27 protein-coding genes are annotated in these 24,423 nt (G+C 72.6%); 11 read left to right on the plus strand and 16 right to left on the minus strand.

Annotation, left to right across the window (positions count from 1 at the left end; genetic code table 11):
• Nucleotides 1-11: 11 nt before the first annotated feature.
• Complete coding sequence (locus ACWEV3_RS11660) at nt 12-1,988, minus strand: hypothetical protein (protein ID WP_452613799.1); 1,977 nt, start codon at nt 1,986-1,988, stop codon at nt 12-14.
• 102 nt (nt 1,989-2,090) lie between these two features.
• On the opposite strand from ACWEV3_RS11660, the gene ACWEV3_RS11665 reads away from it, so the two are divergent.
• Both ACWEV3_RS11665 and ACWEV3_RS11670 read left to right on the plus strand, forming a co-directional pair.
• Nucleotides 2,091-3,077: a hypothetical protein gene (locus tag ACWEV3_RS11665; protein ID WP_452613800.1), complete on the plus strand. Its 987-nt coding sequence runs from the start codon at nt 2,091-2,093 to the stop codon at nt 3,075-3,077.
• 46 nt (nt 3,078-3,123) lie between these two features.
• Nucleotides 3,124-3,414: a hypothetical protein gene (locus tag ACWEV3_RS11670; protein WP_452613801.1), complete on the plus strand. Its 291-nt coding sequence runs from the start codon at nt 3,124-3,126 to the stop codon at nt 3,412-3,414.
• Nucleotides 3,415-3,477: 63 nt separating this feature from the next.
• On the opposite strand, the gene ACWEV3_RS11675 is transcribed toward ACWEV3_RS11670, so the two are convergent.
• Together ACWEV3_RS11675 and ACWEV3_RS11680 are read right to left on the minus strand one after the other, a co-directional pair.
• Complete coding sequence (locus tag ACWEV3_RS11675; protein WP_452613802.1) at nt 3,478-3,774, minus strand: DUF6191 domain-containing protein; 297 nt, start codon at nt 3,772-3,774, stop codon at nt 3,478-3,480.
• Between the two features lie 53 nt (nt 3,775-3,827).
• Nucleotides 3,828-4,916, minus strand: coding sequence for a hypothetical protein (locus ACWEV3_RS11680; protein WP_452613803.1), 1,089 nt, complete (start codon nt 4,914-4,916; stop codon nt 3,828-3,830).
• Between the two features lie 374 nt (nt 4,917-5,290).
• On the opposite strand from ACWEV3_RS11680, the gene ACWEV3_RS11685 reads away from it, so the two are divergent.
• A complete protein-coding gene (locus ACWEV3_RS11685) occupies nt 5,291-6,154 on the plus strand; it encodes an NAD(+)/NADH kinase (RefSeq protein WP_452613804.1) in 864 nt (287 codons plus the stop codon).
• 16 nt (nt 6,155-6,170) lie between these two features.
• Here the strand turns inward: ACWEV3_RS11685 and ACWEV3_RS11690 are convergent, their stop codons facing one another.
• Nucleotides 6,171-6,638, minus strand: coding sequence for a DUF6194 family protein (locus ACWEV3_RS11690; protein WP_452613805.1), 468 nt, complete (start codon nt 6,636-6,638; stop codon nt 6,171-6,173).
• Nucleotides 6,639-6,818: 180 nt separating this feature from the next.
• Here ACWEV3_RS11690 and ACWEV3_RS11695 point away from each other — a divergent pair, with 180 nt between their 5' ends.
• Together ACWEV3_RS11695 and ACWEV3_RS11700 are read left to right on the plus strand one after the other, a co-directional pair.
• Nucleotides 6,819-8,282 (plus strand): xylulokinase, encoded by a 1,464-nt coding sequence (locus ACWEV3_RS11695; RefSeq protein ID WP_452613806.1) that lies wholly within the window; start codon nt 6,819-6,821, stop codon nt 8,280-8,282.
• A gap of 81 nt (nt 8,283-8,363) precedes the next feature.
• The gene (locus ACWEV3_RS11700; protein ID WP_452613807.1) at nt 8,364-8,714 is read left to right on the plus strand and encodes a DoxX family protein; all 351 of its coding nucleotides are present in this window, start codon (nt 8,364-8,366) and stop codon (nt 8,712-8,714) included.
• A 107-nt stretch (nt 8,715-8,821) separates the two neighbouring features.
• Here the strand turns inward: ACWEV3_RS11700 and ACWEV3_RS11705 are convergent, their stop codons facing one another.
• Nucleotides 8,822-9,271: a hypothetical protein gene (locus tag ACWEV3_RS11705; RefSeq protein WP_452613808.1), complete on the minus strand. Its 450-nt coding sequence runs from the start codon at nt 9,269-9,271 to the stop codon at nt 8,822-8,824.
• A gap of 133 nt (nt 9,272-9,404) precedes the next feature.
• On the opposite strand from ACWEV3_RS11705, the gene ACWEV3_RS11710 reads away from it, so the two are divergent.
• From ACWEV3_RS11710 to ACWEV3_RS11720, 3 genes are all read left to right on the plus strand, one after another.
• Nucleotides 9,405-10,544 (plus strand): AI-2E family transporter, encoded by a 1,140-nt coding sequence (locus tag ACWEV3_RS11710; protein ID WP_452613809.1) that lies wholly within the window; start codon nt 9,405-9,407, stop codon nt 10,542-10,544.
• A gap of 72 nt (nt 10,545-10,616) precedes the next feature.
• On the plus strand, nt 10,617-11,030 hold the full coding sequence (locus tag ACWEV3_RS11715) for a phage holin family protein (RefSeq protein WP_452613810.1): 414 nt from the start codon (nt 10,617-10,619) through the stop codon (nt 11,028-11,030).
• Nucleotides 11,027-11,305, plus strand: a complete 279-nt coding sequence (locus tag ACWEV3_RS11720; protein ID WP_452613811.1) for a hypothetical protein — start codon at nt 11,027-11,029, stop codon at nt 11,303-11,305. Before ACWEV3_RS11715 ends, ACWEV3_RS11720 begins: the two co-directional genes overlap by 4 nt.
• Before the next feature lie 7 nt (nt 11,306-11,312).
• Here ACWEV3_RS11720 and ACWEV3_RS11725 read toward each other — a convergent pair whose 3' ends face one another.
• Nucleotides 11,313-11,498 carry a hypothetical protein gene (locus tag ACWEV3_RS11725; RefSeq protein ID WP_132480729.1) on the minus strand — a complete coding sequence of 62 codons (186 nt, stop codon included), beginning with the start codon at nt 11,496-11,498 and terminating at the stop codon, nt 11,313-11,315.
• A gap of 168 nt (nt 11,499-11,666) precedes the next feature.
• On the opposite strand from ACWEV3_RS11725, the gene dgoD reads away from it, so the two are divergent.
• The gene (gene dgoD / locus ACWEV3_RS11730; protein WP_452613812.1) at nt 11,667-12,812 is read left to right on the plus strand and encodes a galactonate dehydratase; all 1,146 of its coding nucleotides are present in this window, start codon (nt 11,667-11,669) and stop codon (nt 12,810-12,812) included.
• Nucleotides 12,813-13,104: 292 nt separating this feature from the next.
• A complete protein-coding gene (locus ACWEV3_RS11735; protein WP_452613813.1) occupies nt 13,105-13,377 on the plus strand; it encodes a hypothetical protein in 273 nt (90 codons plus the stop codon).
• 87 nt (nt 13,378-13,464) lie between these two features.
• Here ACWEV3_RS11735 and ACWEV3_RS11740 read toward each other — a convergent pair whose 3' ends face one another.
• From ACWEV3_RS11740 to ACWEV3_RS11750, 3 genes are all read right to left on the minus strand, one after another.
• Nucleotides 13,465-14,877, minus strand: a complete 1,413-nt coding sequence (locus ACWEV3_RS11740) for a cytochrome P450 (RefSeq protein WP_452613814.1) — start codon at nt 14,875-14,877, stop codon at nt 13,465-13,467.
• Nucleotides 14,878-15,004: 127 nt separating this feature from the next.
• Nucleotides 15,005-16,624 (minus strand): amidohydrolase, encoded by a 1,620-nt coding sequence (locus ACWEV3_RS11745; RefSeq protein WP_358571230.1) that lies wholly within the window; start codon nt 16,622-16,624, stop codon nt 15,005-15,007.
• A gap of 147 nt (nt 16,625-16,771) precedes the next feature.
• A complete protein-coding gene (locus tag ACWEV3_RS11750) occupies nt 16,772-17,326 on the minus strand; it encodes an FxsA family protein (RefSeq protein ID WP_452613815.1) in 555 nt (184 codons plus the stop codon).
• Between the two features lie 120 nt (nt 17,327-17,446).
• Here ACWEV3_RS11750 and ACWEV3_RS11755 point away from each other — a divergent pair, with 120 nt between their 5' ends.
• Nucleotides 17,447-18,526: a GDSL-type esterase/lipase family protein gene (locus tag ACWEV3_RS11755; protein WP_452613816.1), complete on the plus strand. Its 1,080-nt coding sequence runs from the start codon at nt 17,447-17,449 to the stop codon at nt 18,524-18,526.
• Nucleotides 18,527-18,612: 86 nt separating this feature from the next.
• Here the strand turns inward: ACWEV3_RS11755 and ACWEV3_RS11760 are convergent, their stop codons facing one another.
• From ACWEV3_RS11760 to ACWEV3_RS11790, 7 genes are all read right to left on the minus strand, one after another.
• The gene (locus ACWEV3_RS11760) at nt 18,613-19,083 is read right to left on the minus strand and encodes an Lrp/AsnC family transcriptional regulator (protein ID WP_452613817.1); all 471 of its coding nucleotides are present in this window, start codon (nt 19,081-19,083) and stop codon (nt 18,613-18,615) included.
• On the minus strand, nt 19,080-20,222 hold the full coding sequence (locus ACWEV3_RS11765) for a M24 family metallopeptidase (RefSeq protein ID WP_452613818.1): 1,143 nt from the start codon (nt 20,220-20,222) through the stop codon (nt 19,080-19,082). Before ACWEV3_RS11765 ends, ACWEV3_RS11760 begins: the two co-directional genes overlap by 4 nt.
• 135 nt (nt 20,223-20,357) lie before the next feature.
• Nucleotides 20,358-20,630 carry an HPr family phosphocarrier protein gene (locus ACWEV3_RS11770; protein WP_132480689.1) on the minus strand — a complete coding sequence of 91 codons (273 nt, stop codon included), beginning with the start codon at nt 20,628-20,630 and terminating at the stop codon, nt 20,358-20,360.
• Nucleotides 20,631-20,714: 84 nt separating this feature from the next.
• The gene (locus tag ACWEV3_RS11775) at nt 20,715-22,178 is read right to left on the minus strand and encodes a PTS fructose transporter subunit IIC (RefSeq protein ID WP_452613819.1); all 1,464 of its coding nucleotides are present in this window, start codon (nt 22,176-22,178) and stop codon (nt 20,715-20,717) included.
• On the minus strand, nt 22,175-22,627 hold the full coding sequence (locus ACWEV3_RS11780) for a PTS sugar transporter subunit IIA (RefSeq protein ID WP_452613820.1): 453 nt from the start codon (nt 22,625-22,627) through the stop codon (nt 22,175-22,177). The genes ACWEV3_RS11775 and ACWEV3_RS11780 overlap by 4 nt, the downstream gene beginning before the upstream one ends.
• On the minus strand, nt 22,624-23,568 hold the full coding sequence (gene pfkB, locus ACWEV3_RS11785; RefSeq protein WP_452613821.1) for a 1-phosphofructokinase: 945 nt from the start codon (nt 23,566-23,568) through the stop codon (nt 22,624-22,626). The genes ACWEV3_RS11780 and pfkB overlap by 4 nt, the downstream gene beginning before the upstream one ends.
• Nucleotides 23,565-24,326, minus strand: coding sequence for a DeoR/GlpR family DNA-binding transcription regulator (locus ACWEV3_RS11790; protein ID WP_452613822.1), 762 nt, complete (start codon nt 24,324-24,326; stop codon nt 23,565-23,567). Before ACWEV3_RS11790 ends, pfkB begins: the two co-directional genes overlap by 4 nt.
• Nucleotides 24,327-24,423: the final 97 nt, after the last annotated feature.

The following is a 24,423-nucleotide window of genomic DNA, read 5'->3' on the forward strand; positions in this document are numbered from 1 at the left end:
GGCAACGGCTTTCAGCCGATGGCGTCGAGGCGGCGGAGGAGGTCGGCCAGCAGCTCGTAGTGGCTGTAGCTGGCCACGTCGCCGTCGGTAACCCGCCGCACCCAGCCCTCGGCCACCGCGAGCAACCGCCCGGCCCGCTCGGCCTCGCCGGCCTCCGCCACCCCGGTCTCGACGGCCGCGAGCAGCGCGGGCACGGCGAGCAGGCAGAAGTGCGCCGCGGGTTCGGTCGCCCGGGCCAGCAGGTCGGCGGTCTCCCGGTCGTCGAGCGCCTGGCGGATCCAGCCGTACCCGCGCTCCGCCCAACCGGCGGCCTTCTCGTGCTGCCCGGCCTCGGCGGCGCGCCTGCTCAGCGTCGTCGTCGCCCGGGTCGCCACCTGCAACGACTGCCGCAGCGGCAAGAAGCTCTGCGTCCGCTTCCAGTACAGCTCGCGGGCGGGGATGACGGTGTCGGCGAACAGCTCGACGGCGGCGAGCAGATCGCTCTCGTCGTCGGGGTGGGAGGCCAGGTAGGACGCGTAGTTGTGCAGGTGGTGCCCGACGGCCAGCCGGGAGTCCGGGTCGCCGGACCAGTCGCGGGTGATCTGCAGGATGCGCCGGTAGGCGGCCCAGGTGCGGCGCAGCCAGTCGTCGAGTTCAGCGGGCGGCGGCAGCTTCGCGTCGGGGTCGGCGGCGTTGGTCCGCCGCACGACGTTGATCTCGACGTTGGCCGACGAGATCGCCTCGGCCGCAGCGCCCCGATCCACCACGCCTTCCTCGGCCAGCTCGATGCACCGCTCGACCTGGCCCATCAACTCCTCGACCGCGCCGCCCAGTTCGTTGCGCCGGTCGTGGCGCATCGTGTGCACGGTCATGTCGGCCGCGCGGCAGCGCGCGAGGACCGCCAGCGGATCGCCGGCCCCCAGGCACTCGGTCGCGAGCGCCGCCACGTCCGCGAGCAGCGGCACGATCGCAGCCCTGGTCCGCTCCCGCTCCTCGGCGTCGAACTGCACCTGCCGCAGCACGGTGAGCAGCCCGATCAGCACCGCCCGCCGCGCGAGCACCGGGAGCCCGGCCAGCTCGGCCGCCGCCGGGATGCGCGGCAGCACCCCCGGCCCGCTGCCCGGGGCGAGCAGGTGCCCGACCTGTTCGACGTAGCGGTCGACCTGCTCGGTGGGCGGCACGAGCGCCTCCACCACGAGCTGGCCGGGACAGCGCTCGCTCAGCCACAGGTGGCTGGAACTGCGCCGCGTTCCGATGGCCATGAGCTCGCGCAGCAGCCGGTCCACCACCTCGCCGGGCACGTCGGCGCCGAGCAGCCGCGCGGTGCGGTCGGCCAGTTCGAGGTCGCGGGGCCGCGACGAGGTGCCCGCGCCGCCGTCGACGTGCGGCCCGCCGACCTCGCAGCGGGTGAGCGGCAGCTCGGCGGAACCGCCGGCGAGCGGCAGGAACCAGTCGACGAGCAGCTCGCGCTGGATGGTGCGGGCCCGGATCGCCGCGGCGACCAGGGCCGGTTGCGTCCGGAAGGCTTCGAGGACCAGCGCGGCCCACGCGGCGAGGCGCGAACGAGCCGGCAGCTCCGACCCGTCGGCGGCGACGAGCAGTCCCATCCCGGACTCGACCGCGCGGACGACCGGGTCCAGCAGCCGGTTCGTCGCGGTGAGCACGACCGCCGCCTTCGTGTCGGGCCCGAAGCGGTTCAGCGTGGCGTTCGGGATCTCGTTCGGCAGCGACCCGCCCGGGCCGGTCACGGCGACGCGGTCGACGATGGCCCACGAGCCGGGTTCCGCGGCCGGGGCCCCGGCCGCGCGGCCGCGGGCTCGCAGCGGGGCTCCGCGCGCGATCTCCGACAGCGTGATCTTGTTGTAGTCGGACACCCAGGTCCGGGGGCCGAACGGGCCGTTCTCCCACGGCACGCCGAACAGCGGCGCGAGCTTGCGCGCGAGTCTCGCCGGGACGATCTCGGACCTCGCCTCCGGGATATCCGGCACCTCGGCGGGCAGCAGGCCCATTCACCCCTCCTCGACTCACGCGACATCCGCATCGTATGTCGCCCCATTTTAATCGAAAAAACCCGTGACGAAACTTTTTGTGTTCTCGTAAAATTACGGGACATGACGACAGTGCTTCCAGACCTTCGCCCCGGCGGCGGCCGGTCGCAGCAGGCGGTCGGCATGCCCGAGCTGCTGGAGGTGATCTGGCACGAGACGCGCGCGAGCCGCGCGGCGATCCACCGCGCCCGGCCCGACACCCGCTGCGACCTGCGGATCAGCGCTTCCGCCCCGGACCGGGAGCTGATCGGCACGATCCTGCTGGACGGCGACTGCGCCTGCCGCGACCTCCTCGTCGACATGCTCGTGGAATGCGACCGGCACCTGTCCGACCGGGCGGGCCGGCTCGCGAACCCGCTGGGCGCCGCGCGCGTGCACGTGCGCAAGAAGGCCGTGCACGACTGGATCCGGCGGCGCCGGACCGAGGTCGGCGCGCAGGCCCGGGTCGACCGGATCCGCACTTCGGCGCTGGCGCTCGGCCTGCCCGACGAGTTCCACCGCGCCCTGCTGGAATACCTGGCCGACGAGGCGGGCGTGATGGCGCCGCTGGACAGCGAGGACGCCCTGCACCGCAGGCTCGCCACCCGCTGCGCGGCCGAGTTCGGCGGCGCGGCGGAGCACTACCGCGCACGGGTCGCGGCCGGCATCACCCTCGTCGAGCGGCACTGCCGCTCCGGCACCAGGGTCAACGCGGGCACCGCCGCCGAGCCGGACAAGGTGACCTGGTGGGAGCGCTACATCGAGCGCCCGATGGGCCGCAGGCCGCGACGCACCGACAAGCCGCTCGCCACCGCCGCCCCGGAGTGCGGCGACGGAACGCACCAGCTGCCCGAGCCCGCCTGTGCCGACGCCGCGAACTTCGACGCCCAGGTCGTCGCGGTCCTGGTCGCCGCCCTCCGCCGCCAGCCCGTCGCCCCCGACGCGGCCTTGCGCGCCGGGCTCGACGACCTGGTCTCGCAGGGCCTGCTGCCGCAGCGGTGCGCCGTCGAGCTGTGCGCCGACTGCAACCGCTTCGCCTTAGCAGCCAAGGAATTGTCCGCGCTGAGCTGACGCTTCGCCCCCTTCCTGAAGCATTCGAACGGCGAAAGGGGCGAAGATGCACCGAGGTCTGCCGCGGCTCTCCCGGCGGGAGGGCGGAAGGACCGTTCAGGGCCGGAGGGCGGTGGTCGTCCTGACGTTCACCGGGAACATCGGCACGATCTCCGCGGCGATCGGCGCGGCGGCGAACACGCCGATGCTGGTGCAGGTGCTGCTGGTGCTGGCATTCACCGCGGTAGTGGGCCTGCTCGCCTACGGGGCGGGCCGCAGCCGGCACCGCGCCGGACCGGCGGCGCGTCGCGTCCTGCACCTGCGCATCGGGCGCGGCCGCGACGATCTGCCCGAATGACCCGCGAAACCCTTGTCCGGCAACATGATTCGTCCCACTCCGAGGCCGGGACGGCCCGGCGGGCTACGGCCGCTCGCCCGGAACGTCGCGCCGCAGGATCACGATCCCGCGGTCCAGGTCGACGTCCTGGCTCGGCGGCGCGCCCTGGGCTTCGTCGTCGCGCATCATCGACATCGAGTCCCGGTGGTCCAGCTCCATCCGCTTCGTCCCGTAGAGGAAGGCCGTGACCTCGTCGACGCAAGCGCCGGACAGCGGGGTGCCGGAGCGCTTCCGGCGCCGCTTCTGCAGCAGCTCGTACCCCCCGACCGCGACGACCAGCAGCACGCCGCCCGGGATGGTCCACAACAGTGCTGCCTCCACCGAGTCCACGCAATGCGAACGATCCGGCAACGGCGCGTGTTCCCGCTGGCCGATCAGCTGTCCGCGAGATGCGCTGCCAGTTCGAGGTTCGCCACGGCCTCGGCGGGAGTGCGCCGGCCGTGCCCGCAGGCCGCCGCGACCCCGGCGACGCGGTGACCGAGCGCGGCCTCCGCCAGCGACAGCGCTTTCGCCGACAACTCGGGTTGCCGCTCGTCCACGCAACCGGCGATCACCTCGATGCCGCGAACGAGCCCGCGGAGCGGGGCGTAGGCGGCGGTGTCCGCTAGCGGCGGCTGGTCGCCGTGGGCCATCGGGATGTGGACGGCCGGCATCCGGCGGCCGAAGACGCGCAGGCGCGCGGCCAGCGCGTTGATCACCAGCACCGCCGGCCCGAGGTCCTCGGGGCCGAACAGCGACACGTGCCCGAGATCGCCGTGGCAGAGGTGCAACGTCCACCGCGCGCTGCTCGGCGCCGAAACGATCACGCGCGCGAGCTGGAACGCCAGCAGGTGCGCGAGCACCGGTCGCACCGGTTCCGGCGCGCGGTGCAGGGCGTAGAGGACCGCCGGGGATTCCAGCTGCAGCGCCACTTCGTCCGTCCCGTGGCGCTGCGCGACGGCGGCGACCTCGGCGGAGATCATCCGCTCGAAGAGCGGGAAGTACCGCAGCACCCGCATCGGGGCGCCGAACGTGAACAGCGCGAGGTCCAGCGGCGACGGCACGCTGACCTGCACCGGCGGCAGCGGTCCGGTCCCGGTGTCCAGCTCCCGCCGGGACGCGACCGCCGGGGAGACCTCCGCCAGGCGGCCCAGCTCGACGTCCTCGACCGTCAGCCGGTGCCCCTGCCGCACCCGGTAGAGCGGCATGTCCGCGTAGCTCGCGCACTCGCCCGACCGGACCACCTCGAACGCGGGGACCTGCGCCCGCGACATCAGGAAGCGGACGATCCAGCGCGGATCGGCCTCGCACGGCACCGCGCTCAGCCGGGCACCGGCGGAGTGGTCGAGCACCCACCGCATCCGCGTCCGCGGGTCGGGGTCGAGGCCGTTCGGCAGCGAGCCCACCAGGTGCACGAAGCGCGGCGGGGCGGTTCGCAGGCCGGCGGCGCGGGCCTGCGGTGCGGGATCGAGTCGCGAAGTCATCTGGGACCTCCGTGCGTTCTGCGCGGCGAGCGGCCGGCTCGGGAATGGTGATCGGCGACGATCGGGCCGTTGCGGCTGTGGCACGGCGCCCGGTTCACGACCGGGAGTGCCTCGAAGATCAACGGGAACGTCCGGTCCGGCACCGCTTGCGGGCGACCGGCTTCCGGCGAATCGTTGTGGTGGAACTATTCGATGATCGCATCGCGCCGCCCCGGATGTCGGGCACCGCCGGGGGAACCGGCCGCAAACCATCCGGTCCGGTGACGGGCGCATCGGCACCGAGCACTCGACGAATGGGCGACGCACCACAGTGGACTGATCAACTTTAGAATCTACAGTGGACGGCCGAACCCCGGACCGAAAGGCGGCTGGCGATGGGACTGATCGAGGCGGTCGGCCTGGTGCTGCACCCCGCGCGGCGCTGCCCCGACGTGATCGGGACGATCGCGACCTGGGCGCGCGGCAGGGACATCGAGGTGCTCGGCACCCCGGCGGAAGTCGCCGGCTACGACCGGCCGATCACCGCCCTGCCGCCCGCGCAGCTGGCCCGGCGCGCGAACCTCCTCGTCAGCCTCGGCGGCGACGGCACCATGCTCCGGGCCCTGCGGCTGGGCTGCGAGCACCGGACCCCGGTGCTCGGCGTGAACCTCGGGCGGCTCGGCTTCCTCGCCGAGATCGACGTGCCCGAGCTGGACGAGGCGCTGTGCGCCATCGACGAGGACCGGTTCACCGTCGAGACCCGCTCCGGGCTGCGGATCAGCACCGCCGACCGCGAGGTGGTCGCGTTCAACGACATCGCGCTGGTGCGGGTGCCCGGCCACGGCATGGCCCTGGTCGAGGTGCAGGTGGAGGGGCATCCCTTCGTCGGCTACGCCGCGGACGCCGTCGTCGTCGCGACGCCCACCGGCTCCACCGCCTACAGCTTCTCCGCCGGCGGCCCGATCATCTCCCCCGGCGTCGAAGGCCTGCTGGTCACGCCGGTGGCGCCGCACTCGGTCTTCAACCGCGCGCTCTTCCTGTCCCACCGGGAGGAGCTCGCGCTGCGCGTCCTGCCCACCAGCAGCGAGCTGGGCGTGGAGGTGGACGGGCAGCTGGTCGCGCACCGGTCGGCGGGCACGGTCCTGGACATCGCCGTCGAACCCGCCGCCGCCCGGGTGGTGCGGCTCGGCCGCACCACGTACTACCAGCGCGTGCAGCGCAAGCTCCACCTCACCGGCTCGGCGGCCGAAACCACCTGAGCCGCGCCGGCACCGGTCAGGAGCTGGCCTTCCGGGCCTTCTGGTTGGCGTGCTTGCGGGCCGCGAAGCGGTGCGCCTCGTCGAGCAACCGCCGCACCTCGTCGGCGGTCTCCGGCCCCGGGTTCACCACGCACACCCAGTACTGGGAGGCGTAGTGCGGGTGCGGCATCACCTGGTCTCGCGCCGCGTAGTCGAACTCCGTGACGAGCACGCCGCTTTCGTCGCGGGTCGTGGGCGCCGGGCCGAACCGCTTCGTGTAGGAGTCCTTGGTCAGGCCGATGTTGATCCGGTAGGCGCCCGGGTGGTCGAGGTCGGAGACCGCCTCGTAGTGGTCGCCGGTCACGATCGTCGCGAACGGCAGCCAGCGGTCGTCGGGGAGATCGCCGTCCGGGTCGTGGACGAAGAACGCGTCCCCGGCGTGCTCGACGGCTCGGACCCCGTCGAAGGTCTCCTCGATGTATCGCTTCGCGTCGGTGGCGTCCACCGGCAACCTCCTCGTTCTCACCGGTCTCGGTCCTTCAAGTTTCTCATTGAAGATGCTTTTTAGACTTTTCCGAGAAACACCTGGCGAATCCGGAGCTCGACGCCGGAGAACCTTCAAATCGCGGTTCACGACCCGCGGGTGCCGGACCGGGCCGCGCCGGGCCGGTGGTAGTTGTTGCTCATGCACGCACCGGAAGTGATGCTGGGGATCGACGTCGGGACGACGGCCGTCAAGGTCGCCGCCTTCGGCCTGGACGGGACGCCGGTCGCCGCGCACACCGCGGGCTACCCGATCGCCCGGCCGCGGCCGGGCTGGGCCGAGCAGGACCCGCTCGACTGGTGGCGCGGTTGCGAGGCCGGCATCCACGCCGTCCTCGCCGGGCTCCCGGCGGGCGCGGTGCGGTCCGTCGGCGTCGTCAGCCAGGTGAACACCCACGTCTTCGCCGACGAACAGCTGCGCCCGCTGGCACCGGCGATCATCTGGCAGGACCAGCGCTGCGCCGAGATCGCCCGCGAGCTCGACGCGCGGTTCACCCCGGCGGAGAAGACCCGGATCTGGGGCGGGCCGATCGTGCTCGACGCATCGTTCGTCGGGGCCCGCGCGGAGTGGTTCGCGCGCGCCGAACCGGCGAAGTGGGCCCGCACCCGGTGGGTGCTCAGCCCCAAGGACTTCGTGATCGCGAAGCTCACCGGCCGGCTGGCGACCGACCAGCTCTCCGGGGTCCGCGTGGCCGGCGCCGCCGGGTACCTGCCGGAAGCCGTCGGGGTCGTCGACGGGCTCGCCGAGAAGCTGCCGGAGATCCTCGAACCCGAGGCCCCGGTCGGTCGCGCGACCCATCCCGCGCTGGGCGCGGCCGAGGTCGCGGTCGCCACGATGGACGCGTTCAGCGCCGTCTTCGGCAGCCGCACGACCGAGGCCGGGCGCGGCATGGTGCTGTGCGGGACGTCTCTGGTGGTCGCCGGCGCGTCGCACGAGTCGGTGCCGGTCGGGGAAATCGTCACGTTCCCGCCCCGGAACGGGCTTTTCGTGCACGCGGGACCGACGCAGGCCGCGGGCGACGCGCTGCGCTGGTGGGGCGAGGTCGCGGGCCTGAGCATCGAGGAGGTGCTCGCCGCCGCGGCGACCGGAACCCCGGGAGTGGTCTTCACGCCGCACCTGATGGGCGAGCGCGCCCCGCTGTGGGATTCCGACGTGCGAGGCAGCTTCTTCGGGCTGAGCTCGGCGACGTCGACGGCCGACATGTCCCTCGCGGTCCTGCAGGGCGTGGCGATGTCCGGCAGGCATGTGCTCGACGCGGTGGAGCGGGCCTGCGGAAACCCGCTGTCGTCGCTGACCTTCTCCGGCGGCGGCGCGCGAAGCGACCTGTGGACGCAGATCCACGCGGACGTCTTCCAGCGCCCCGTCGAGCGGCTGCGGGTGCACGACAGCGCCGTGCTCGGCGCGGCCCTGCTCGGCGCCGTCGGCGCGGGCATCTACCCGGACATCGAGACCGCGGCCGCCGAAACCGTCGCGGTGGACCGCGTCTTCGACCCCGCACCCGGCGCCGACCGCCTCGCTCCCCTGTACGAGGCGTACCGCAGCTCGCACGCGGCCCTGCGCGATCTCCACGGCCACCTCGCGGAATGGCGAGCCGCGAACGCCTGAGGACCGGGCCTGTCACAACTCGGGGCGCTCCCACGTCCTATCGGCGAAAGCAGCCGTCCCCCGACCGAACAGGGAGCGAACATGATCGAACCGTGGTGGCCGCTGGCCGTGCTGGCCGTCGTCCAGTTCGGCGATGCACTCCTGTGCGTCAAGCCCGTCGCCTTCGTCCGCCAGTGCCTCGTCGACGTCGGCTTCCCCGAGCGGTTCTGGTGGCTGCTCCCGACGCTGAAGGTCGCGGCCACCGCGGGGCTGGTCATCGGCATCTGGTTCCGCCCGCTGGCGATCCTGACCTGCGCGGCCCTGGTGCTGTACTTCCTGATCGCGTTCACCTCGCACGTCCGCGCGAAGGACTTCGGCCGGAACCTGTTCCTCAACTGCACCGGCATGCTCGTCGCCTGCGGCGCGGCCCTGGCCTTCAGCATCGTCGCCTGACCACGCCCGGGGGGCCGGCGCGGATCGGCCACTGATCCGCGCCGGCGCGGAGTTGCGCGGCCCCGGCACCGGAAAAGCGTTGCCGCGCAACCGGATCACCGGGCTGCTCAGGCCCGTCGCAGTGCGTCCGCGTCCTCGAAGGTGAGCGCCTGGTAGATCGCGGAGAGGAGCTTGAACGCCTCGCCGTGGCAGGTGCTCCCGCCGCACGGCGCGCCCTCGTCCTCGCGATCGGCGCCGGTAGAGGGGCGGACGGACGTGGCCACGGACGCGATGATGCTGTTGCAGAGCGTCGCGAGCCTCCTGTGCTGCTCCTCCGGCGAGAGGGAAGCGAGCGCGCCGAAGAGCGCCTTGGCCGCCTCCCCGGGGCCGAGGCCGCTTTCGTGTTCGGGGAAACGGATGTTGAACAGCGGAACTTCCCCGCCGGTCCGGAGCTTCGCCGGGTCCGGTTCCACCCTGAGCTGGCCGACGAGACCGGTGAGCGTGATGCTCCCCGCCTCCACGGTCTCCCCCACGCTCGTTCGCAGCGCTTCCTCCAGGTTCGGAAGCTTGGGTGCCATCTCTTGCTCCTCGGTAACGGCTTTCGCGGTTCGGGTGCGCGCACCCGAACCGACCGTACGAACGCGGCAACGCCCACGCAGGCCGAAAGCGGACGCCTCCCCCCTCTGCCGACGAAGATCACCGGCACGTTTGATGATCAGCACCGCGGGCCAACCACGGGAGGTGGACGGTTCGGGGCGGGGCGATGTCGCGGGGTCGGTTCCGCGCGGCCTGCGCGTCGCCGCCGCCGTGGGATGGCGGCTGCTGGTGCTGGTGGCCGTCGTCTGGGCGTTGTGGCAGGCGTTCAGCCTGCTCTACGGCGAAGTCATGTCGGTGGCGGTGGCGGCGCTGCTGGCCGCGTTGATGTCACCGGCGGTGCGCTGGCTGGTCCGCAGAGGGCTGAACCGCACGCTCGCGACCACCGCGGTGCTCGTCGGTGGGCTCGCCGCGCTCGGCGCCGTGCTGGCCGTGGTGATCAACACGCTGGTCGCGGGGCTGGCCGGGCTGAGCGAGCAGCTGGTGGCCAGCTTCCAGCAGATCCACACGTGGCTGATCCGGGGGCCGCTGAGCCTGAGCCAGCAGGAGCTCAACCAGGTCTTCCAACAGCTTTCGGAGGCGCTGCGGATCGACCGCGGCGGCCTGCCGACCACCGCGCTGGCGACCACTGGCACCCTGCTGCGGTTCCTCGCCGGCGTGCTGCTCGGCCTGTTCACCCTGTTCTTCTTCCTCCGCGACGGCGACTCGATCTGGCGGTTCCTGGTGCGGGTCACGATGCCGCGCGCGATCCGGTTCCGGGTGCGCACCGCGGGCGAAGACGGGTTCACCACGCTGGTCGCCTACGTCCGCGCGACCGCGGCGGTGGCGTTCATCGATGCCGCCCTGATCGGCATCGGGGCCACCGCGCTCGGCGTGCCGCTGCCGTTCGTGCTGGCAGTGCTGATCTTCCTCGGCGCCTTCGTGCCCTACATCGGCGCGGTCGTCACCGGCGGCCTGGCGGTGCTGGTCGCGCTGGCCGCCAACGGCGTGATCACCGCGCTGATCCTGCTCGCCGTGGTCGTCTGCGTGATGCAGCTGGAGGGGCACGTGCTGCAGCCGCTGCTGCTCGGGCACGCCGTGCGGCTGCACCCGCTGGCCGTCGTGCTCAGCGTGACCGCCGGTTTCACCCTCGCCGGCGTCGGCGGCGCGGTCCTGGCGGTGCCGCTGGTCGCCACGGCGAACACCGTCATCCGCGCCCTGCACGAACAGGCGCGGACGCCCCCGGAGCACGGCGGCAACGGCCACCACCAGCCGTGACGCAGGAATGATCACCGCGCGGAACGGGTACTGCCGGTGCACGCCCGAAGTTGTGTGGAGGGACGCCGAACGATGCATACCGAACCCGTGCACGCGCCGGACCTGTCGCAACGATCCACCGCGCGGCTCGTCCGCGACGTCGGCGAGCAGCTCGCGCGCCTGGTCCGCACCGAAGTGCGGCTGGCGCAGATCGAGTTGCGCAGCAAGGGCAAGCAGGCAGGCATGGGGGCGGCGCTGATGAGCGCCGGAGGCGTGCTGGGACTGCTCGGCGGCGCCATGCTCATCGCGACCGTGGTGCTCGCGCTGGACATCGTGCTCCCCGCCTGGCTCGCCGCCCTCATCGTGGCGGTGGCGCTGCTGGCGCTCGCGGGTGTCGCGGCGCTGGTGGGGCGATCGCGGCTGAAGCGCTCTTCGGGCGCGCTGCCGGACTCCCTGGAGTCGATCAAGCAGGACTACCGCGATCTGGGCAAGGCGCTCAAGCGATGACCAGACGTCGCGAGGAGGAGCAGGAGCTCGCCGGGCTCCAGGCCGAGCACGACCTGACCCTCCACGAACTGGGCAACACCCTCGACGAGCTCGTGCACCGCGCGGACATCCGCGGCCGGTCGAAACGGGCCCTGAACGATGCCATCGCATGCGCGGGCGACCGCGCGGCTCGACTGGCGAACGGAACCGCGAAGCCCTTGCTGGCGATCGCACTCGTCGCCGTGGGCGTGATCGTCTACGCGATGACCAGGATGCTCCGCAGGCCGGGGCGGTAGTGCCGGGTCAGATCCGGACGACGTCGGCGGAGACGAGGCCGGTCGTGCCGAGCTGGCGCCGCGGCCGCCGGGTCCCCCACGGGCCGCGGATCGCGATCCGGTCGCTCGGCACCGGGCAGGCGCGGCGGCCTTCGACCGGCCGGTGAAGCACGACGTCGTTGCCGGACGTGGCGTGACTGGGCACAATCCTCACCCCGAGAATGGTGGTTGCGGCTCAAGAACGCGGCGCTCGGACAGGCGCTGCTTTAACCATTGTGCAACACGAGGCCGTTGTGGTAACGCCCGGCCCGCACACCCGACGCCATCAGGTGTTATCGACACGGAGAGCTACCGCGCGCAGCGATAGCCGGAAGGCGGTTCGATGAAGATCGTTTCGTTGGAGACCTTTTCGGTCGCGCCCCGCTGGCTGTTCCTGGCCGTGCGCACCGACGAGGGCATCACCGGCTGGGGCGAGCCGGTCGTGGAGGGCCGCTCCGCGACGGTCGCCACCGCCGTCGAAGAACTCTCCGACCACCTCCTCGGCCAGGACCCGTTCCGCATCGAGGACCACTGGCAGGTCATGACCAGGGGCGGCTTCTACCGGGGCGGGCCCATCCTGTCCAGCGCGGTGGCCGGCATCGACCAGGCGCTGTGGGACATCAAGGGCAAGGCGCTCGGCGTGCCCGTCCACGAGCTGCTCGGCGGCGCGGTGCGCGACCGCGTCCGCACCTACTCGTGGATCGCCGGGGACGAGCCGGACCGGGTCGCCGACCACGCCCGGGAACGCATGCAGGAGGGCTTCGACGCGGTCAAGATGAACGGCACCGGCAGGGTGCGCGCGCTGGAGTCCAAGGCCGAGCTCGACCTCCTGGTGGGGCGCGTCGCCGCGGTGCGGGAGGCGATCGGCGACCGCGCCGACATCGCCCTCGACTTCCACGGCCGGGTCTCCCCCGCGCTCGCCCGCGAGGCCTGCCGGCTGCTGGAACCGCTGCACCCGCTGTTCGTGGAAGAACCGATCGTGCCGGAGCTGACCGCCGACTTCGGGCGGATCTGCGCGTCCACCACCGTGCCGATCGCCACCGGCGAGCGGCTGTACTCGCGGTGGGACTTCCGCGACGTGCTCGGCTCGGGCATCGCGGTCGCGCAGCCGGACCTGTCGCACGCGGGCGGGATCTCCGAGGTCCGCCGCATCGCGGCGATGGCGGAGGCGCACGGCGTGTCCCTGGCCCCGCACTGCCCGCTGGGGCCGATCGCGTTCGCGGCATCGCTGCAGATCGACTTCGCCTGCCCGAACGCGCTGATCCAGGAGACCAGCCTCGGCATCCACTACAACACCGGCTCGGACCTGCTGGACTACCTCGTCGACGCGAGCGTCTTCGACTTCCACGACAGCCACGTCGACCGGCTCACCGGCCCGGGCCTGGGCATCGAGGTCGACGAGGCGGCGGTGCGCCGAGCCGCGGAAATCGGACAGCGCTGGCGAAACCCGTTGTGGCGCAACGAGGACGGCTCCCTAGCGGAGTGGTGATCGACCAGCACGGCAAGCCTTTTTCATTGCTGCGAAATCCGAAAAGCCGAATGATCCTCAGTGGACTGAACAACTCGCGCGCCCCGGGACGCGGATGGTCACGATGCCCCGACCGCGCCCTTTTCAGCGTCTGGGGGACAAAGCACGCAGCCCGAACGGGGCACGATCGACCACAGCCCGAAACACGGCGGCCGGGGGTGACACACATTGGGGGCGCAGGCCCTGCTGGACACCCGGATGCAAGGCAAGTTCCCAGTCGCACCACCCCTTTCAAGCAATGAGGAGATTGAGAATGCGCACCACCGCCAAGCTCGTCCTTGCCGCCGCCGCAGCCACCGGCCTCCTGCTGGGTGCCCAGGGGCTCGCCAGCGCCGACGAGAACCCCTTCTGGCAGCAGCCCGAGCAGCAGGAGCAGCAGCAGCCGCAGCAAGAGCAGCAGCCGCAGCAACAGCAGCAGCCGCAGCAGGAGAACGCCTCGAACGACGACAACCAGGGCGCCCAGAACGAAGCCCAGCAGGACATCAGCCCGTCGGCTTGGGCGCTTTGGGGTGCCTGGGAGCAGTGACCTCGGCGTGATCACGACCTGATTCGCACCGGAAAACCTTCGAGGGGCGCCGCGCACCGGCGCCCCTCGAAGGCTGTCGCGGGGAGGTCAGGCGAGGCGTTGCAGGCGGATCGGCAGGCCGTCGGTCGGCATCGGGCCGGTCCCGTAGCGCATCCGCGGCTCGTACCCGGCCGGGACGGTCCACCGGAACCGCAGCAGCAGCTGGTGCATGATCGCCTTGAGCTCCATGCCGCCGAAGTGCATTCCGATGCACTTGTGCACGCCGCCGCCGAACGGTGCCCACGCGTAGCGGTGCACCTTGTCCTCCCGGCGGTGCTCGGCGAAGCGCTCGGGATCGAACTCATCCGGCGCGGGCCACCACTGCGGCATCCGCTGCGTCGCGTACAGCTGGGCGACCACCCTGGTGCCCGCCGGGATGTAGTGGCCGAGGATCTCGGTGTCCGCGACCGCCTGCCGGAACAGCCCGCCCACCGGGGCGTTGAGCCGCATGACCTCCTTCAGCACCATGTCCAGCAGCGGAAGCCCGTCCGGATCGGGCCGGTCGATGGCCGGTTCCCCCAGCGCGCGGGCCTCGGCGCGGAGCCGCTCCTGCCACTCGGGATGCCTGCCGAGGTAGTAGGCCGCCATCGCGAGCGTGATCGTGCTGGTGTCGTGCGCCGCCATCAGCACGAAGATCATGTGGTTCACGACGTCGTCGTCGGAGTACCGCTCGCCGTCGTCGGTCTCGGCCCGGCACAGCACGCTGAACAGATCGCTGCCCGTTCCGGCGCGCTTGGCGGGGATGCGCTCCCGGAAGTACTCCTCCAGCAGCCGCCGCCCGCGCAGCCCGCGCGCCCAGGTGCCACCCGGCACGTCGGCGCGCACGATCGCCTGACCGCCGTGCACGGCCGCCACGAACGCCCCGGCGATCCGGTCCGCGTCGGTGCCGGGGCGTTCGCCGACGAACACCTCGGTGGCCAGGTCCAGCGTGAGCCGCTTCGCCGCGGTGTACACCGGGAACCGGTCGCCCGGCCGCCACCGCGCCAGGCCGCGCTCGATGGCCGGCGTCATCGCGCCGAGGTAGTCGGCGAGGCGTTCGCGGGTGAACGCCTGCTGCATGATCCGGCGGTGGTGCAGGTGCTCCTCGAAGTCCATGAGCATGACGCCGCGGCGGAAGAACGGGCCGATCAGGTAGTCGTAGAAACCCTCGTTGCCGAACGCCTTCTCGCGGTTGGCCGCCACCACCTCGACCGCATCGGGCCCCATCACGGTGACGACCTCGGTGCCGAGCATCCCGCCCCACGACACCGGTCCGAACTCCGCGTAGCGGCGGCGCGAGGCCTCCAGCAGATCGGTCAGCACGCTGATGGTGTGCCCGATGACGGGCAACCCGTAGTCGCCGAGCACCGGCTTCAGCCCCGAGCCGGGCGGCGGCGCGGCCAGCGGCCGGACCGGGGACGCGAGCCGCTCGGTGCGGGAAATAGCGGACTGCAGCTGCCTTTTGAGCGCATGGGCGATCACCGGCGCACCTCCCGACGGCGCGGAGCACCTCCATTCCACGGAAGCACAACACCGCCGGAAACCTCATCGGCCACCAGCCCGAACCCGCTACGCCGAACGGCCCGTGCCGGCGCCGCGCGGCTCGGGATCAGACGAGCTCGTCGTCCTCGGAGGTCCGGGTGTAGATCGTTTCGCCGCGCAGGACCGTGCGCAGGCAGCGCGGCTGCGGCGCGCCCGGGGAGAGGTCGGGCAGGCCCGGCACTCCCGCTCGCGGATCGGTGGACCACCGCTGCACGCGCGAATCCGGCGCCGCCACAACGAGTTCCCCGGCATCCCACACCGCGTAGGTCGCGGGCGCGCCGGGCACCAAGGTGCCCGTGATGCCGTCGTCGACGCCGGCGGCCCGCCAGCCGCCCCGGGTGTGCGCCGTGAACGCCGCCCGCGGCGAGATGCCGAAACCCGCGGTGCGGTGGTGCACCGCCGCCTGCACCGCGCGCCACGGATCGACCGGCGTCACCGGCGCGTCCGAGCCGAACGCCAGCAGCACGCCGTTGGCGGCGAGCTTCGAGAACGGGTTGAGCCGGGTGCCGCGCTCGACGCCGAGGCGCCGCGCGTACATGTCGCCGGGACCACCCCACGCGGCGTCGAAGGACGGCTGGACAGACGCGACGACGCCGAACCTGCCCAGTTCCGCGGCCTGCTGCTCGTCGACCATCTCCAGGTGTTCCAGCCGGTGGCGCAGGCTCGCCAGCGCGGGCGCGCCCACGATCTCCGCCGCCTTGCGGAAACCGTCGCAGACCTCGGCCACCCCTGCGTCGCCGATCACGTGGAACCCGGCCTGGATCCCGGCCCGCGTGCACTCCACCAGGTGCTCGGCCACCGCGTGCGCGTCGAGGTAGAGCACGCCCGCCGTCGTCCGGTCGTCCGCGTAGGGCTCGCGCAGCGCCGCGGTGCGCGAACCGACCGCGCCGTCGACGAACAGGTCACCGGCCAGGCCGCGGACGCCGAGCTCGCGGGCCCGCTCCACCGCGCCCAGCTCGCCCCAGTAGCCGACGACCTCGGGCACCCCGCCCTGCGCGGAAAGCGCCAGCAGGTCGGCCAGGTCATCGGCCCCGGAGATGTCCGGCCCGCCGCATTCGTGCACGCACGCCACGCCCTGCGAGGCGGCGTGCTGCAGGAAGGCCAGCTGCGCTTCCTTGCGCTGCGCGGCACCGAGAGCCTCCCGCGCGGCGCGGCGCACGTGGTGGTGCGCAACGCGCGTCAACGGGCCGTGCTCGCTCCAGCCTTCGGCGTCGCGGGTCAGCGGCGCCCGGTCCACCAGCGTCGTGGACACCAGGGCGGAGTGCACGTCGATCCGGGACAGGTACACCGGCGCGCCCGCCGCGGCGCGGTCGATCTCGTCGCGGGTCGGGGGCCGTCGCTCCGGCCACCACGTCTCGTCCCAGCCGTGGCCCCACACCAGCGTGCCCGGGTACTCGGCGACGTGATCCCGCAGTGCGTGCAGGAATTCCGTCAGCGACGCGCAACCGGTCAGGTCGAGGCCGTTGAGCAGCAGGCCGGTGGAGGTCGCGTGCACGTGCGCGTCGACGAAGGCAGGCGCCACGAACGCGCCTTCGAGGTCGATGACCTCGGCGTCGGGATGCAGCGCACGGCCGACCTCGTCGGCGCCGACCCACGCGATGGTGCCATCGGTCACGGCCATCGCGGTGGCACCGGCGTCGGCGGGCGAGTGGATCCGCCCGCCGAGCAACAACGTGGTCTCGGACATGTCCTTCGTGCTTCCCCGTTCCGGGTTTCCAACTGCGCAGGTCGAGATCGGCGAAGCGGGTCGTCGCACGCCCCCGGCGAACCCGGCCGCGATCGTTCTGGCGAGCTTACCCGCCGCCCGGGACCCGCCGACGGCACGCCGACCCGATCACCTGCGCGGGCTGCCGTCCGGCCGTTCTGCCTGCGCAGATCGTTGCGGCGGCAGCAACTCCGGCCCGGTCGCGGTCGGCTCGTCGTCCTCGGTGACCGAAACCACCTCGCCGTCGATGACGTCCTCGCCAGGCGCGGTCGCGCCCTGCCTGCGGTAGGCCTGCTGGGTGTGCAGCCACATCTGGTCCTGCATCGCCTTCGACCGCCGCTCCGCCGCGCGCAGCATCCGGTTGCGCAGCAGGGCGCGGGTCGGCGGGAACAGGCACAGCAGCCCGGCGATGTCGCTGATGAAGCCGGGCATGATGATCAGGAGCCCGGCGGCGGCGATGAGCACCCCGTCGGAGAGCTCCTTCTCCGGGGGCCTGCGCTGGCGCGCGGCTTCGCGGAACTCCTGCAGGGTGCGGCGGCCCTGCCAGCGCACCAGCCAGGTCCCCAGCACGGCGGCGGCGATCAGCAGGCCGACGGTGGGCAGCACCCCGATGGCCTGGCCGATGGCGACCAGCACGGCGATTTCGACCACACCGGCGACGAGGAGAAGAACGAGGATCGGCACGCGGGGAGACCTCCTGTCGGTGGCAGTCACCAGGTTCAACGAACGAGGCCCCGCAAATGCTCCCAAAACCCGCAGAGGTGATGAACGCCCCCGGCCCTCGGCCCCATAGACTTCCACCTGATGCGGGCGCACAAGTCGAAAACAGCAATCCTCCTGCTGGTCAGCACGGCGCTGGCCCTCGCGGTGTTGATCAGCGACCAGTACCTGCCCGGACTGCCGCTGCAACCCAAGCAGCTCCCGGCCGCGGTCGTGACCCTCGGCGACAGCACGCTGTCCGGCGAGGGCGGCGGCCGGTACGAGGCCGGGACCAACGGCGAGCGGGACAACTGGTGCCACCGGTCGGCGGCCGCGCCGATCAACCAGCTCCGGCTCCCGCCGGAGGTGACCCGCATCAACCTGGCCTGCTCCGGCGCACGAACCGACCTGGTCGGCGCGGACCCGGAACCCGGCCACGCCGAAGGCTCCCAGTCCCGGAGGCTGGCGGATTTGGCGCAGCAGTACCGGATCACCGACGTCGTGGTGCAGATCGGCGCCAACGACGACCCGGGCTTCACCGACGTCGTCAACCAGTGCGTGGAGGCCTGGGTGCGGCAGGCGCCGGAGGGGTGCGCGGCGTCGATGCGCACCGCGTGGCCGCAGCGGGTGGAGCGGATGAAGCCGAAGGTGCTGGGCGCGCTGAACGACATCCGCGCGGCGATGGACAGCGCGGGCTACACGCCGAGCAGCTACTCGCTGATCGTGCAGTCCTACGCCTCGCCGGTGGGCCCCGGCGTCAAGCCCGAGCTGCAGGACCTGTCCGGCTGCCCGTTCCTGACCGGCGACCTGGAGTGGATCCGCGGCACCGGGGTGCCGCAGCTGTCCGCCGGCCTGCAGGACGTCGCGCGGCAGGCGAACGCCCGGTTCCTGGACCTGTCGCGGGCGGGCATCGGGCACGAGGCGTGCACGGGCAACCCGAGGACCGCGGACGGCGAGTGGTTCACGAGGCTGACGGTCGACTGGGCGAGCCTGCAGGACGAGCAGCGCGCGGCGCACGCGATGCAGGAATCCTTCCACGCCAACGCCGCCGGGCACGCCCAGCTCGGCCGCTGCCTCGGCGAGTTCATGGCCGCGGAAGACCCGACGGCGCTGTGCTTACCGGACGAGCTCGGCAACCTCCGCGCGGTCCCGGCGCACGCCGCAGCCGCCCAAGCCCACCCCTAACGGCTCATCCCGGCCCGGTTCCCCGCAATTTCAATGGAAATCGGACCTTCGATTTCAATGGAAATTGCGGGGAACGGCGGGACGCGTCAGATCGCCGGGGGGCGGTTCTCGAACGGGGTGGACAGGACCACCGTCGTCCTGGTCGACACCTTCGCGGCCTCCCGGATCTGCCGCAGCAGTTCCTCCAGGCCCAGCGGCGAGGTCACCCGCACCTGCAGGATGTAGGACTCGTCGCCCGCCACCGAGTAGCACGACTCGATCTCCGGCAGGTGCTCCAGGCGCTGCGGGTAGTCGTCCGGCGCGGCCGGGTCGATCGGCGTCAGCGAGATGAACGCGGTCAGCGGCAACCCGATCTGGTCACCGTCCACTTTGGCCGTGTAGCCCTGCAGGGCGCCGCGCTGCTCCAGCCGGCGAACCCGTTGGTGCACCGCGGAAACGCTCAGCCCGACGCGCTCGGCCAGGTCGGTGAAGCTGCACCGGCCGTCCCGCGCCAGCTCGCGCAGGATGGCTCGGTCGGTGGCCTCCAGCCCGCCCGGGGTTGCGGATCTTTCGCTCACGCCGGCAGCACCACCAACTCGTGCGGCTGGTTGTTCACGCTCTCCACGCCGTCCTCGGTGACGATGACGATGTCCTCGATGCGCGCGCCCCAGCGCCCCGGCAGGTAGATGCCCGGCTCGACGCTGAAGGCGGTGCCCGGCTCCAGCGGCGCGGCGTTGCCGCCGACGATGTAGGGCTCCTCGTGCACGTCCAGGCCGATGCCGTGCCCGGTGCGGTGCACGAAGTACTCGCCGAACCCGGCGGCGGCGATCGGCTCGCGGGCCGCGGCGTCGATCGACTCGGCGGTCGCGCCCGGCCGCACCGCCTCGACGGCGGCGCGCTGCGCGGCCTCCAGCACGGCGTAGGTCTCTCGGACGTCCGCCTGGGCGGGCTCGCCCACGCTGTAGGTGCGGGTGCAGTCGGAGTTGTAGCCCTCCGCGATCGGGCCGCCGATGTCGACGACGACCACGTCGCCGCGCTCGATCACCCGGTCCGACACGTCGTGGTGCGGGCTGGCGCCGTTCGGCCCCGAGCCGACGATGACGAACGCCACCTCGGTGTGGCCCTCTTCGATGATCGCGGCGGAGATGTCCGCGCCGACCTCGGCCTCGGTCCGGCCCGCCTTGAGGAACTCCGCCATCCGGGCGTGCACCCGGTCGATGGCGGCCCCGGCCTTGCGCAGCGCCTCGATCTCGGCGGCGTCCTTGCGCATCCGCAGTTCGCGCAGCACCGTCCCGGCCAGCACCTGCTCGGCGTCGGGCAGGGCGGCGCGCAGCGGGATGGTGTGCAGCGCGGGCATCACGTCGGCGACGGCCAGCCGGGACGGCGCGCCGCTGCGACGGGCCAGGTCGGCCACCATCGCGTGCGGGTCCTGACCGTCGACCCAGGTCACGACCTCGATGCCGAGCTCCGCCAGCGGGATGCCGGCGAAGCCGGGCTCCTCCAGCTTCGGCACGACCAGCGCGGGCCGGCCATCGGCCGGGAGCACCAGGCAGGTCAGCCGCTCGTGCGACTCACCGCCCGCGCCGAGGAGGTAGCGCAGATCGGAACCGGGCGAGATCAGCAGCGCGTCGAGTTTCGCCGCGGCTGCGGTTTCGGCGGCCTTGGTGAGGCGGGCCGCGAGCACGGATGGATCCTGCTTGATCGAGACGGTGGCCATAGCTCCCAAGCCTAATCCTGGGGCGGCGACCCGACGCCCGGCCGGTCCGGTTCACGCCACCGGGGTCGTGAGCGTTCTGGGCTGCTGTAGCGCTCCAAAGCACTCACGACCCCGCGAGCGGCGGAAACCGACGGCTCAGGCCGGAGCCTTGTCCAGGTCCTGTTCGAGCAGGGCGACGAGCTCGTCCAGGGCGGCCTCGTCGCCGGAGAGCTCGACCTCCTCGCCGTGCTGGGCGCCCAGCGACATCAGGCCGAGCATGCTGCTCGCGTCAACCGGGTCACCTGCCACGTCGTCGACGACCTTGGCGATCGTGACGGGCGTGGCCTGCGCCGCCGCGGCCTTGGCGAGCAGCGCGGCGGGGCGGGCGTGCAGGCCGACCGAGGCGGCGATGCGGACTCGACGTTGCATTGCTGTTCCTCTCCGGATCCGGGGGTGGTTGCGGTCGTGAGCGGGAATGGCTGCTGTGGCGGCCAAAACCGCTCACGACGTGATTCAGGCCGGGACGGCGGACGCGGCCTCGGGAGCGGGTTCCTCGGCGTCCTGGCGGCCGAGCTGCTTGGTGAACAGCACCGCCGCCGCCGCGACCACGACGCCGATGACGATCGCGGCCAGGTACATCAGCGGATTGCCCACCAGCGGCGTCACGAAGATCCCGCCGTGCGGGGCGCGCAGCGTGGCGCCGAAGGTCATCGACAGCGCGCCCGTGGTCGCCGAGCCGAGCACGATGGACGGGATCACCCGCAGCGGATCGCCCGCCGCGAACGGGATCGCGCCCTCGGTGATGAACGACGCGCCGAGCAGCCAGGCGGCGCGGCCGCTGGCCCGCTCGGCCGGGCTGAACAGCTTGCCGCGCACCGCCGAGGCCAGGGCCAGCGACAGCGGCGGGACCATGCCCGCGGCCATCACGGCGGCCATGATCTCCAGCGACGCCGTCGTGCCGATGCTCAGGCCGCCGACGGCGAAGGTGTAGGCGACCTTGTTGATCGGCCCGCCCATGTCGAAGGCGATCATCGCGCCGAGCAGGGCGCCCAGCAGCGCCGCGTTGGCGCCGGACAGGCCGGTGAGCCAGCCTGTGAGCGCCGTCATGGCCAGCGCGATCGGCTTGCCGAGCACCACGAACATCAGCCCGCCGACCACCAGCGAGCCCAGCAGCGGCAGCACCACCACCGGCATGATCCCGGCGATCCCGCGCGGCACCCTCACCCGCTTCAGCCCGGCGATCACGGCACCGGCCAGCAGGCCGGCGACGAGGCCGCCGAGGAAGCCCGCGCCGACGGTCACGGCCACCGCGCCGCCGACGAAGCCGGGGGCGATCGCGGGCCGGTCGGCGATGGCGAAGGCGATGAACCCGGCCAGCACCGGCACCAGGAACTCGAACGCCGTCGTGCCGATCTGGTTCGCCAGCGCCGCCCAGCTGAGCAGGCTCGCCGGGTCGAAGACCTCGGTGACCGGCGGCGCGTCGGTGATCTGGTAGCCGCCGAGCGCGAAGCTCAGCGCGATCAGCAGACCGCCGGCGGCCACGAACGGGATCATGTAGCTCACGCCGGTCATCAGCCACTGCCGCAGCCGGGTGCCGAAACCGGCGCCCGCGACGACCTTGCTGGCCAGTTCCGGCTCGGCGGCAGCGGCTTCCGGCTCGGCGGCCGGTTCCTGCTGCGCGGCGTCGGCGGCCTGGGTCAGCAGTCCCGCCGCGTCGTTGATGGCCTGCTTCACGGAGACCTCGACGACCGGCTTGCCCGCGAAGCGCTCCCGGTCCCGGACCCCCACGTCGGCGGCGAAGATCACCGCGTCGGCCGCGGCGATGTCCGCCGCCGACAGCGGCGTCGAGCCCGCCGAGCCCTGGGTCTCGACCAGCATCTCGTCCCCGGCGGCCTTGGCGGCCTGCTCCAGTGCCTCGGCCGCCATGTAGGTGTGCGCGATGCCGGTCGGGCAGGCGGTGACGGCTACGTACTTCATGGCGCGACCTCCTCGCGCACGTACTTCGCGAGCTCGGCCGCGTCGGTGGCGTCCAGCAGCGTCTGCTTGAACTCGGCGCGCACCAAGCGCCGGGCCAGCGCGGCGAGCACGGTCATGTGGTCGGCGCCGCCGCCTTCCGGCGCGGCGATGAGGAAGATCAGCTTCGCCGGGCCGTCTTCGGCGCCGAAGTCGACGCCGGCGGCGCTGCGGCCGAAGGCCAGCGTCGGCGCGGTCACCGCCGACGAGCGGCAGTGCGGGATGCCGATGCCGCCCTCCAGCCCGGTCGGCATCTGCTGTTCGCGGGCTTCGATGTCGGCCAGGAACCGGTCGATGTCCGTGACGCGGCCGGCGGCGACGAGCCGCTCGGCGAGGTCGCGCACGACGGCCCGCCGGTCGGTGCCCGCCAGGTCCAGTTCGACGAGGTCCGAGGTGATCAGTTCGGTAGTCATGCCGCCACTCCGCTGAGGCTCACTGTCTTGTCCACTGCATCCATCCGCACCCGCAGCGGGTGGATGTCGTCCGGGCCGGGCATCCGGCTTCCCCCCTGCCCGACCGCCGCCGTCCCGTAGGCGACGGCGGTGCGCAAGGCGGCCGGCCCGATGCCGCCCGCCCGCAGGAATCCGGCGAGCATCGCGTCGCCCGCGCCGACGGTGCTGCGCACCTCGGTCGCGGTGCTCGTGGCATGCCAGGTGCCGGTCTCCGCGACCAGCACCGCACCCAGCTGCCCGAGGCTCACCAGCACGGTCGCCACGCCGCCGGCCCGCAGCCGGTGCGCGACGTCCAGCACGTCGCCGAGGTCGCGCAGCGGGCCACCGGCCAGCTCCGCGAGTTCGGCGAGATTGGGTTTGACCAGGTCAGGCGCGGCCTGACAGGCCAGTTCGAGGGGATGTCCCGAGGTGTCGACGGCGACTCGCGCCCCGGCGCGGCGCGCGGCGACGGCGATCCGGGCGTGCAGGTCGTCCGGGCAACCTGCGGGCAGGCTGCCGCAGGTCACCACCCAGTCCGCCCGGCCGGCCTGCTCGGCGGCGGCGCGCTCCAGCGCCGCGACCTCGGCCGGCGTGAGCTCCGGGCCGGGCTCGTTGAACTTGCTCGTGGTGCCGTCGGCTTCCACCACCGCGATGTTGCTGCGGGTCGGGGCCTGCACCGGCACCTCCACTACCGGCACCGCCTCCGGCGCCAGCAGTTCGGCCAGCTGCGCGCCCGCCGCGCCGCCGGAGGGCAGCACGGCCAGCGTCGGCACCTCCGCCGCGGCCAGCGCGCGGGCCACGTTCACGCCCTTGCCGCCCGGGTCCAGGCGCGTCCGGAGGGTGCGGTGCACCGCACCGGGCACCAGCCGGTCCACCTGGACGGTGCGGTCCAGGCTCGGGTTCGGCGTCACGGTCACGATCACGCCAGCACCACTTCCGCTTCGATCTGCTTCAGCTCGTCGAGCGCCGCCTCGTCGAGGCCCTCGTCGGTCACCACGACGTCGATCTCGGACAGCTCGGCGAACCGGCTGAACTGGTCGTCGCCGTACTTGCTGTGGTCGGCCAGCAGCACCCGCTTGCGGCAGGCGCGCACCATCGCCGCCTTGACCGCGGACTCCGCCGGGTCCGGGGTGGTGCAGCCGCGGGCGGCCGAGAAGCCGTTGGTGCCGAAGAAGCCCACGTCGATGGTCAGGCCGCGCAGCACGTCGAGCGCCCAGGACTCCACCGTCGCCAGCGTGGTGCCGCGGATCCGGCCGCCGAGGAGGTGCAGGTTGTAGCTGTTGCGCGTGGCGAGCTGGTTGGCCACCGGCAGCGAGTTGGTGACGACGGTGAGCTCGCGGTCGGCGGGCAGCAGGCCGGCCAGCCGCGCGGTCGTGGTGCCCGCGTCGAACAGCACCGTGCCGCGGCTGGGCACGCGGTCCAGCGCGGCCCGCGCGATGCGTTCCTTCTCCCCCGCGTTGGTCTGGTCGCGCAGCGAGACGCCGGGTTCGAAGTCGAGCCGCTCGACCGGGATCGCGCCGCCGTAGACGCGCCGCACCAGGCCTTGGCGCTCGAGCGCGGCGAGGTCGCGACGGATGGTCTCGGGTGCCACCTCGAACTCGGCCGCCGCGGCCGTGACGTCGATGCGCCCGTCGCGTCGTGCCCGCTGCGCCAGGAGCTGCTGGCGCTCCGCCCCGTACATGCCCGTTGTCCTCCGGTTAATGTTTGGTGTTGCCTGATTGTGCCTCTTGTTGCCATATTGTCAAGGCTTCGAGAACGCGAGGGAAACCTCCAGCACG

Source organism: Saccharopolyspora sp. NPDC003752 (genome assembly GCF_053605825.1).

Coding starts and splice junctions, on each gene's coding strand:
- ACWEV3_RS11660 (WP_452613799.1), bottom strand. CDS start 1,988: ATGGGCCTGCTGCCCGCCGAGGTGCCGGATATCCCGGAGGCGAGGTCC.
- ACWEV3_RS11665 (WP_452613800.1), top strand. CDS start 2,091: ATGACGACAGTGCTTCCAGACCTTCGCCCCGGCGGCGGCCGGTCGCAG.
- ACWEV3_RS11670 (WP_452613801.1), top strand. CDS start 3,124: ATGCACCGAGGTCTGCCGCGGCTCTCCCGGCGGGAGGGCGGAAGGACC.
- ACWEV3_RS11680 (WP_452613803.1), bottom strand. CDS start 4,916: ATGACTTCGCGACTCGATCCCGCACCGCAGGCCCGCGCCGCCGGCCTG.
- ACWEV3_RS11685 (WP_452613804.1), top strand. CDS start 5,291: ATGGGACTGATCGAGGCGGTCGGCCTGGTGCTGCACCCCGCGCGGCGC.
- ACWEV3_RS11695 (WP_452613806.1), top strand. CDS start 6,819: ATGCACGCACCGGAAGTGATGCTGGGGATCGACGTCGGGACGACGGCC.
- ACWEV3_RS11700 (WP_452613807.1), top strand. CDS start 8,364: ATGATCGAACCGTGGTGGCCGCTGGCCGTGCTGGCCGTCGTCCAGTTC.
- ACWEV3_RS11705 (WP_452613808.1), bottom strand. CDS start 9,271: ATGGCACCCAAGCTTCCGAACCTGGAGGAAGCGCTGCGAACGAGCGTG.
- ACWEV3_RS11710 (WP_452613809.1), top strand. CDS start 9,405: ATGATCAGCACCGCGGGCCAACCACGGGAGGTGGACGGTTCGGGGCGG.
- ACWEV3_RS11715 (WP_452613810.1), top strand. CDS start 10,617: ATGCATACCGAACCCGTGCACGCGCCGGACCTGTCGCAACGATCCACC.
- ACWEV3_RS11720 (WP_452613811.1), top strand. CDS start 11,027: ATGACCAGACGTCGCGAGGAGGAGCAGGAGCTCGCCGGGCTCCAGGCC.
- dgoD (WP_452613812.1), top strand. CDS start 11,667: ATGAAGATCGTTTCGTTGGAGACCTTTTCGGTCGCGCCCCGCTGGCTG.
- ACWEV3_RS11735 (WP_452613813.1), top strand. CDS start 13,105: ATGCGCACCACCGCCAAGCTCGTCCTTGCCGCCGCCGCAGCCACCGGC.
- ACWEV3_RS11745 (WP_358571230.1), bottom strand. CDS start 16,624: ATGTCCGAGACCACGTTGTTGCTCGGCGGGCGGATCCACTCGCCCGCC.
- ACWEV3_RS11755 (WP_452613816.1), top strand. CDS start 17,447: ATGCGGGCGCACAAGTCGAAAACAGCAATCCTCCTGCTGGTCAGCACG.
- ACWEV3_RS11765 (WP_452613818.1), bottom strand. CDS start 20,222: ATGGCCACCGTCTCGATCAAGCAGGATCCATCCGTGCTCGCGGCCCGC.
- ACWEV3_RS11770 (WP_132480689.1), bottom strand. CDS start 20,630: ATGCAACGTCGAGTCCGCATCGCCGCCTCGGTCGGCCTGCACGCCCGC.
- ACWEV3_RS11775 (WP_452613819.1), bottom strand. CDS start 22,178: ATGAAGTACGTAGCCGTCACCGCCTGCCCGACCGGCATCGCGCACACC.
- ACWEV3_RS11780 (WP_452613820.1), bottom strand. CDS start 22,627: ATGACTACCGAACTGATCACCTCGGACCTCGTCGAACTGGACCTGGCG.
- ACWEV3_RS11790 (WP_452613822.1), bottom strand. CDS start 24,326: ATGTACGGGGCGGAGCGCCAGCAGCTCCTGGCGCAGCGGGCACGACGC.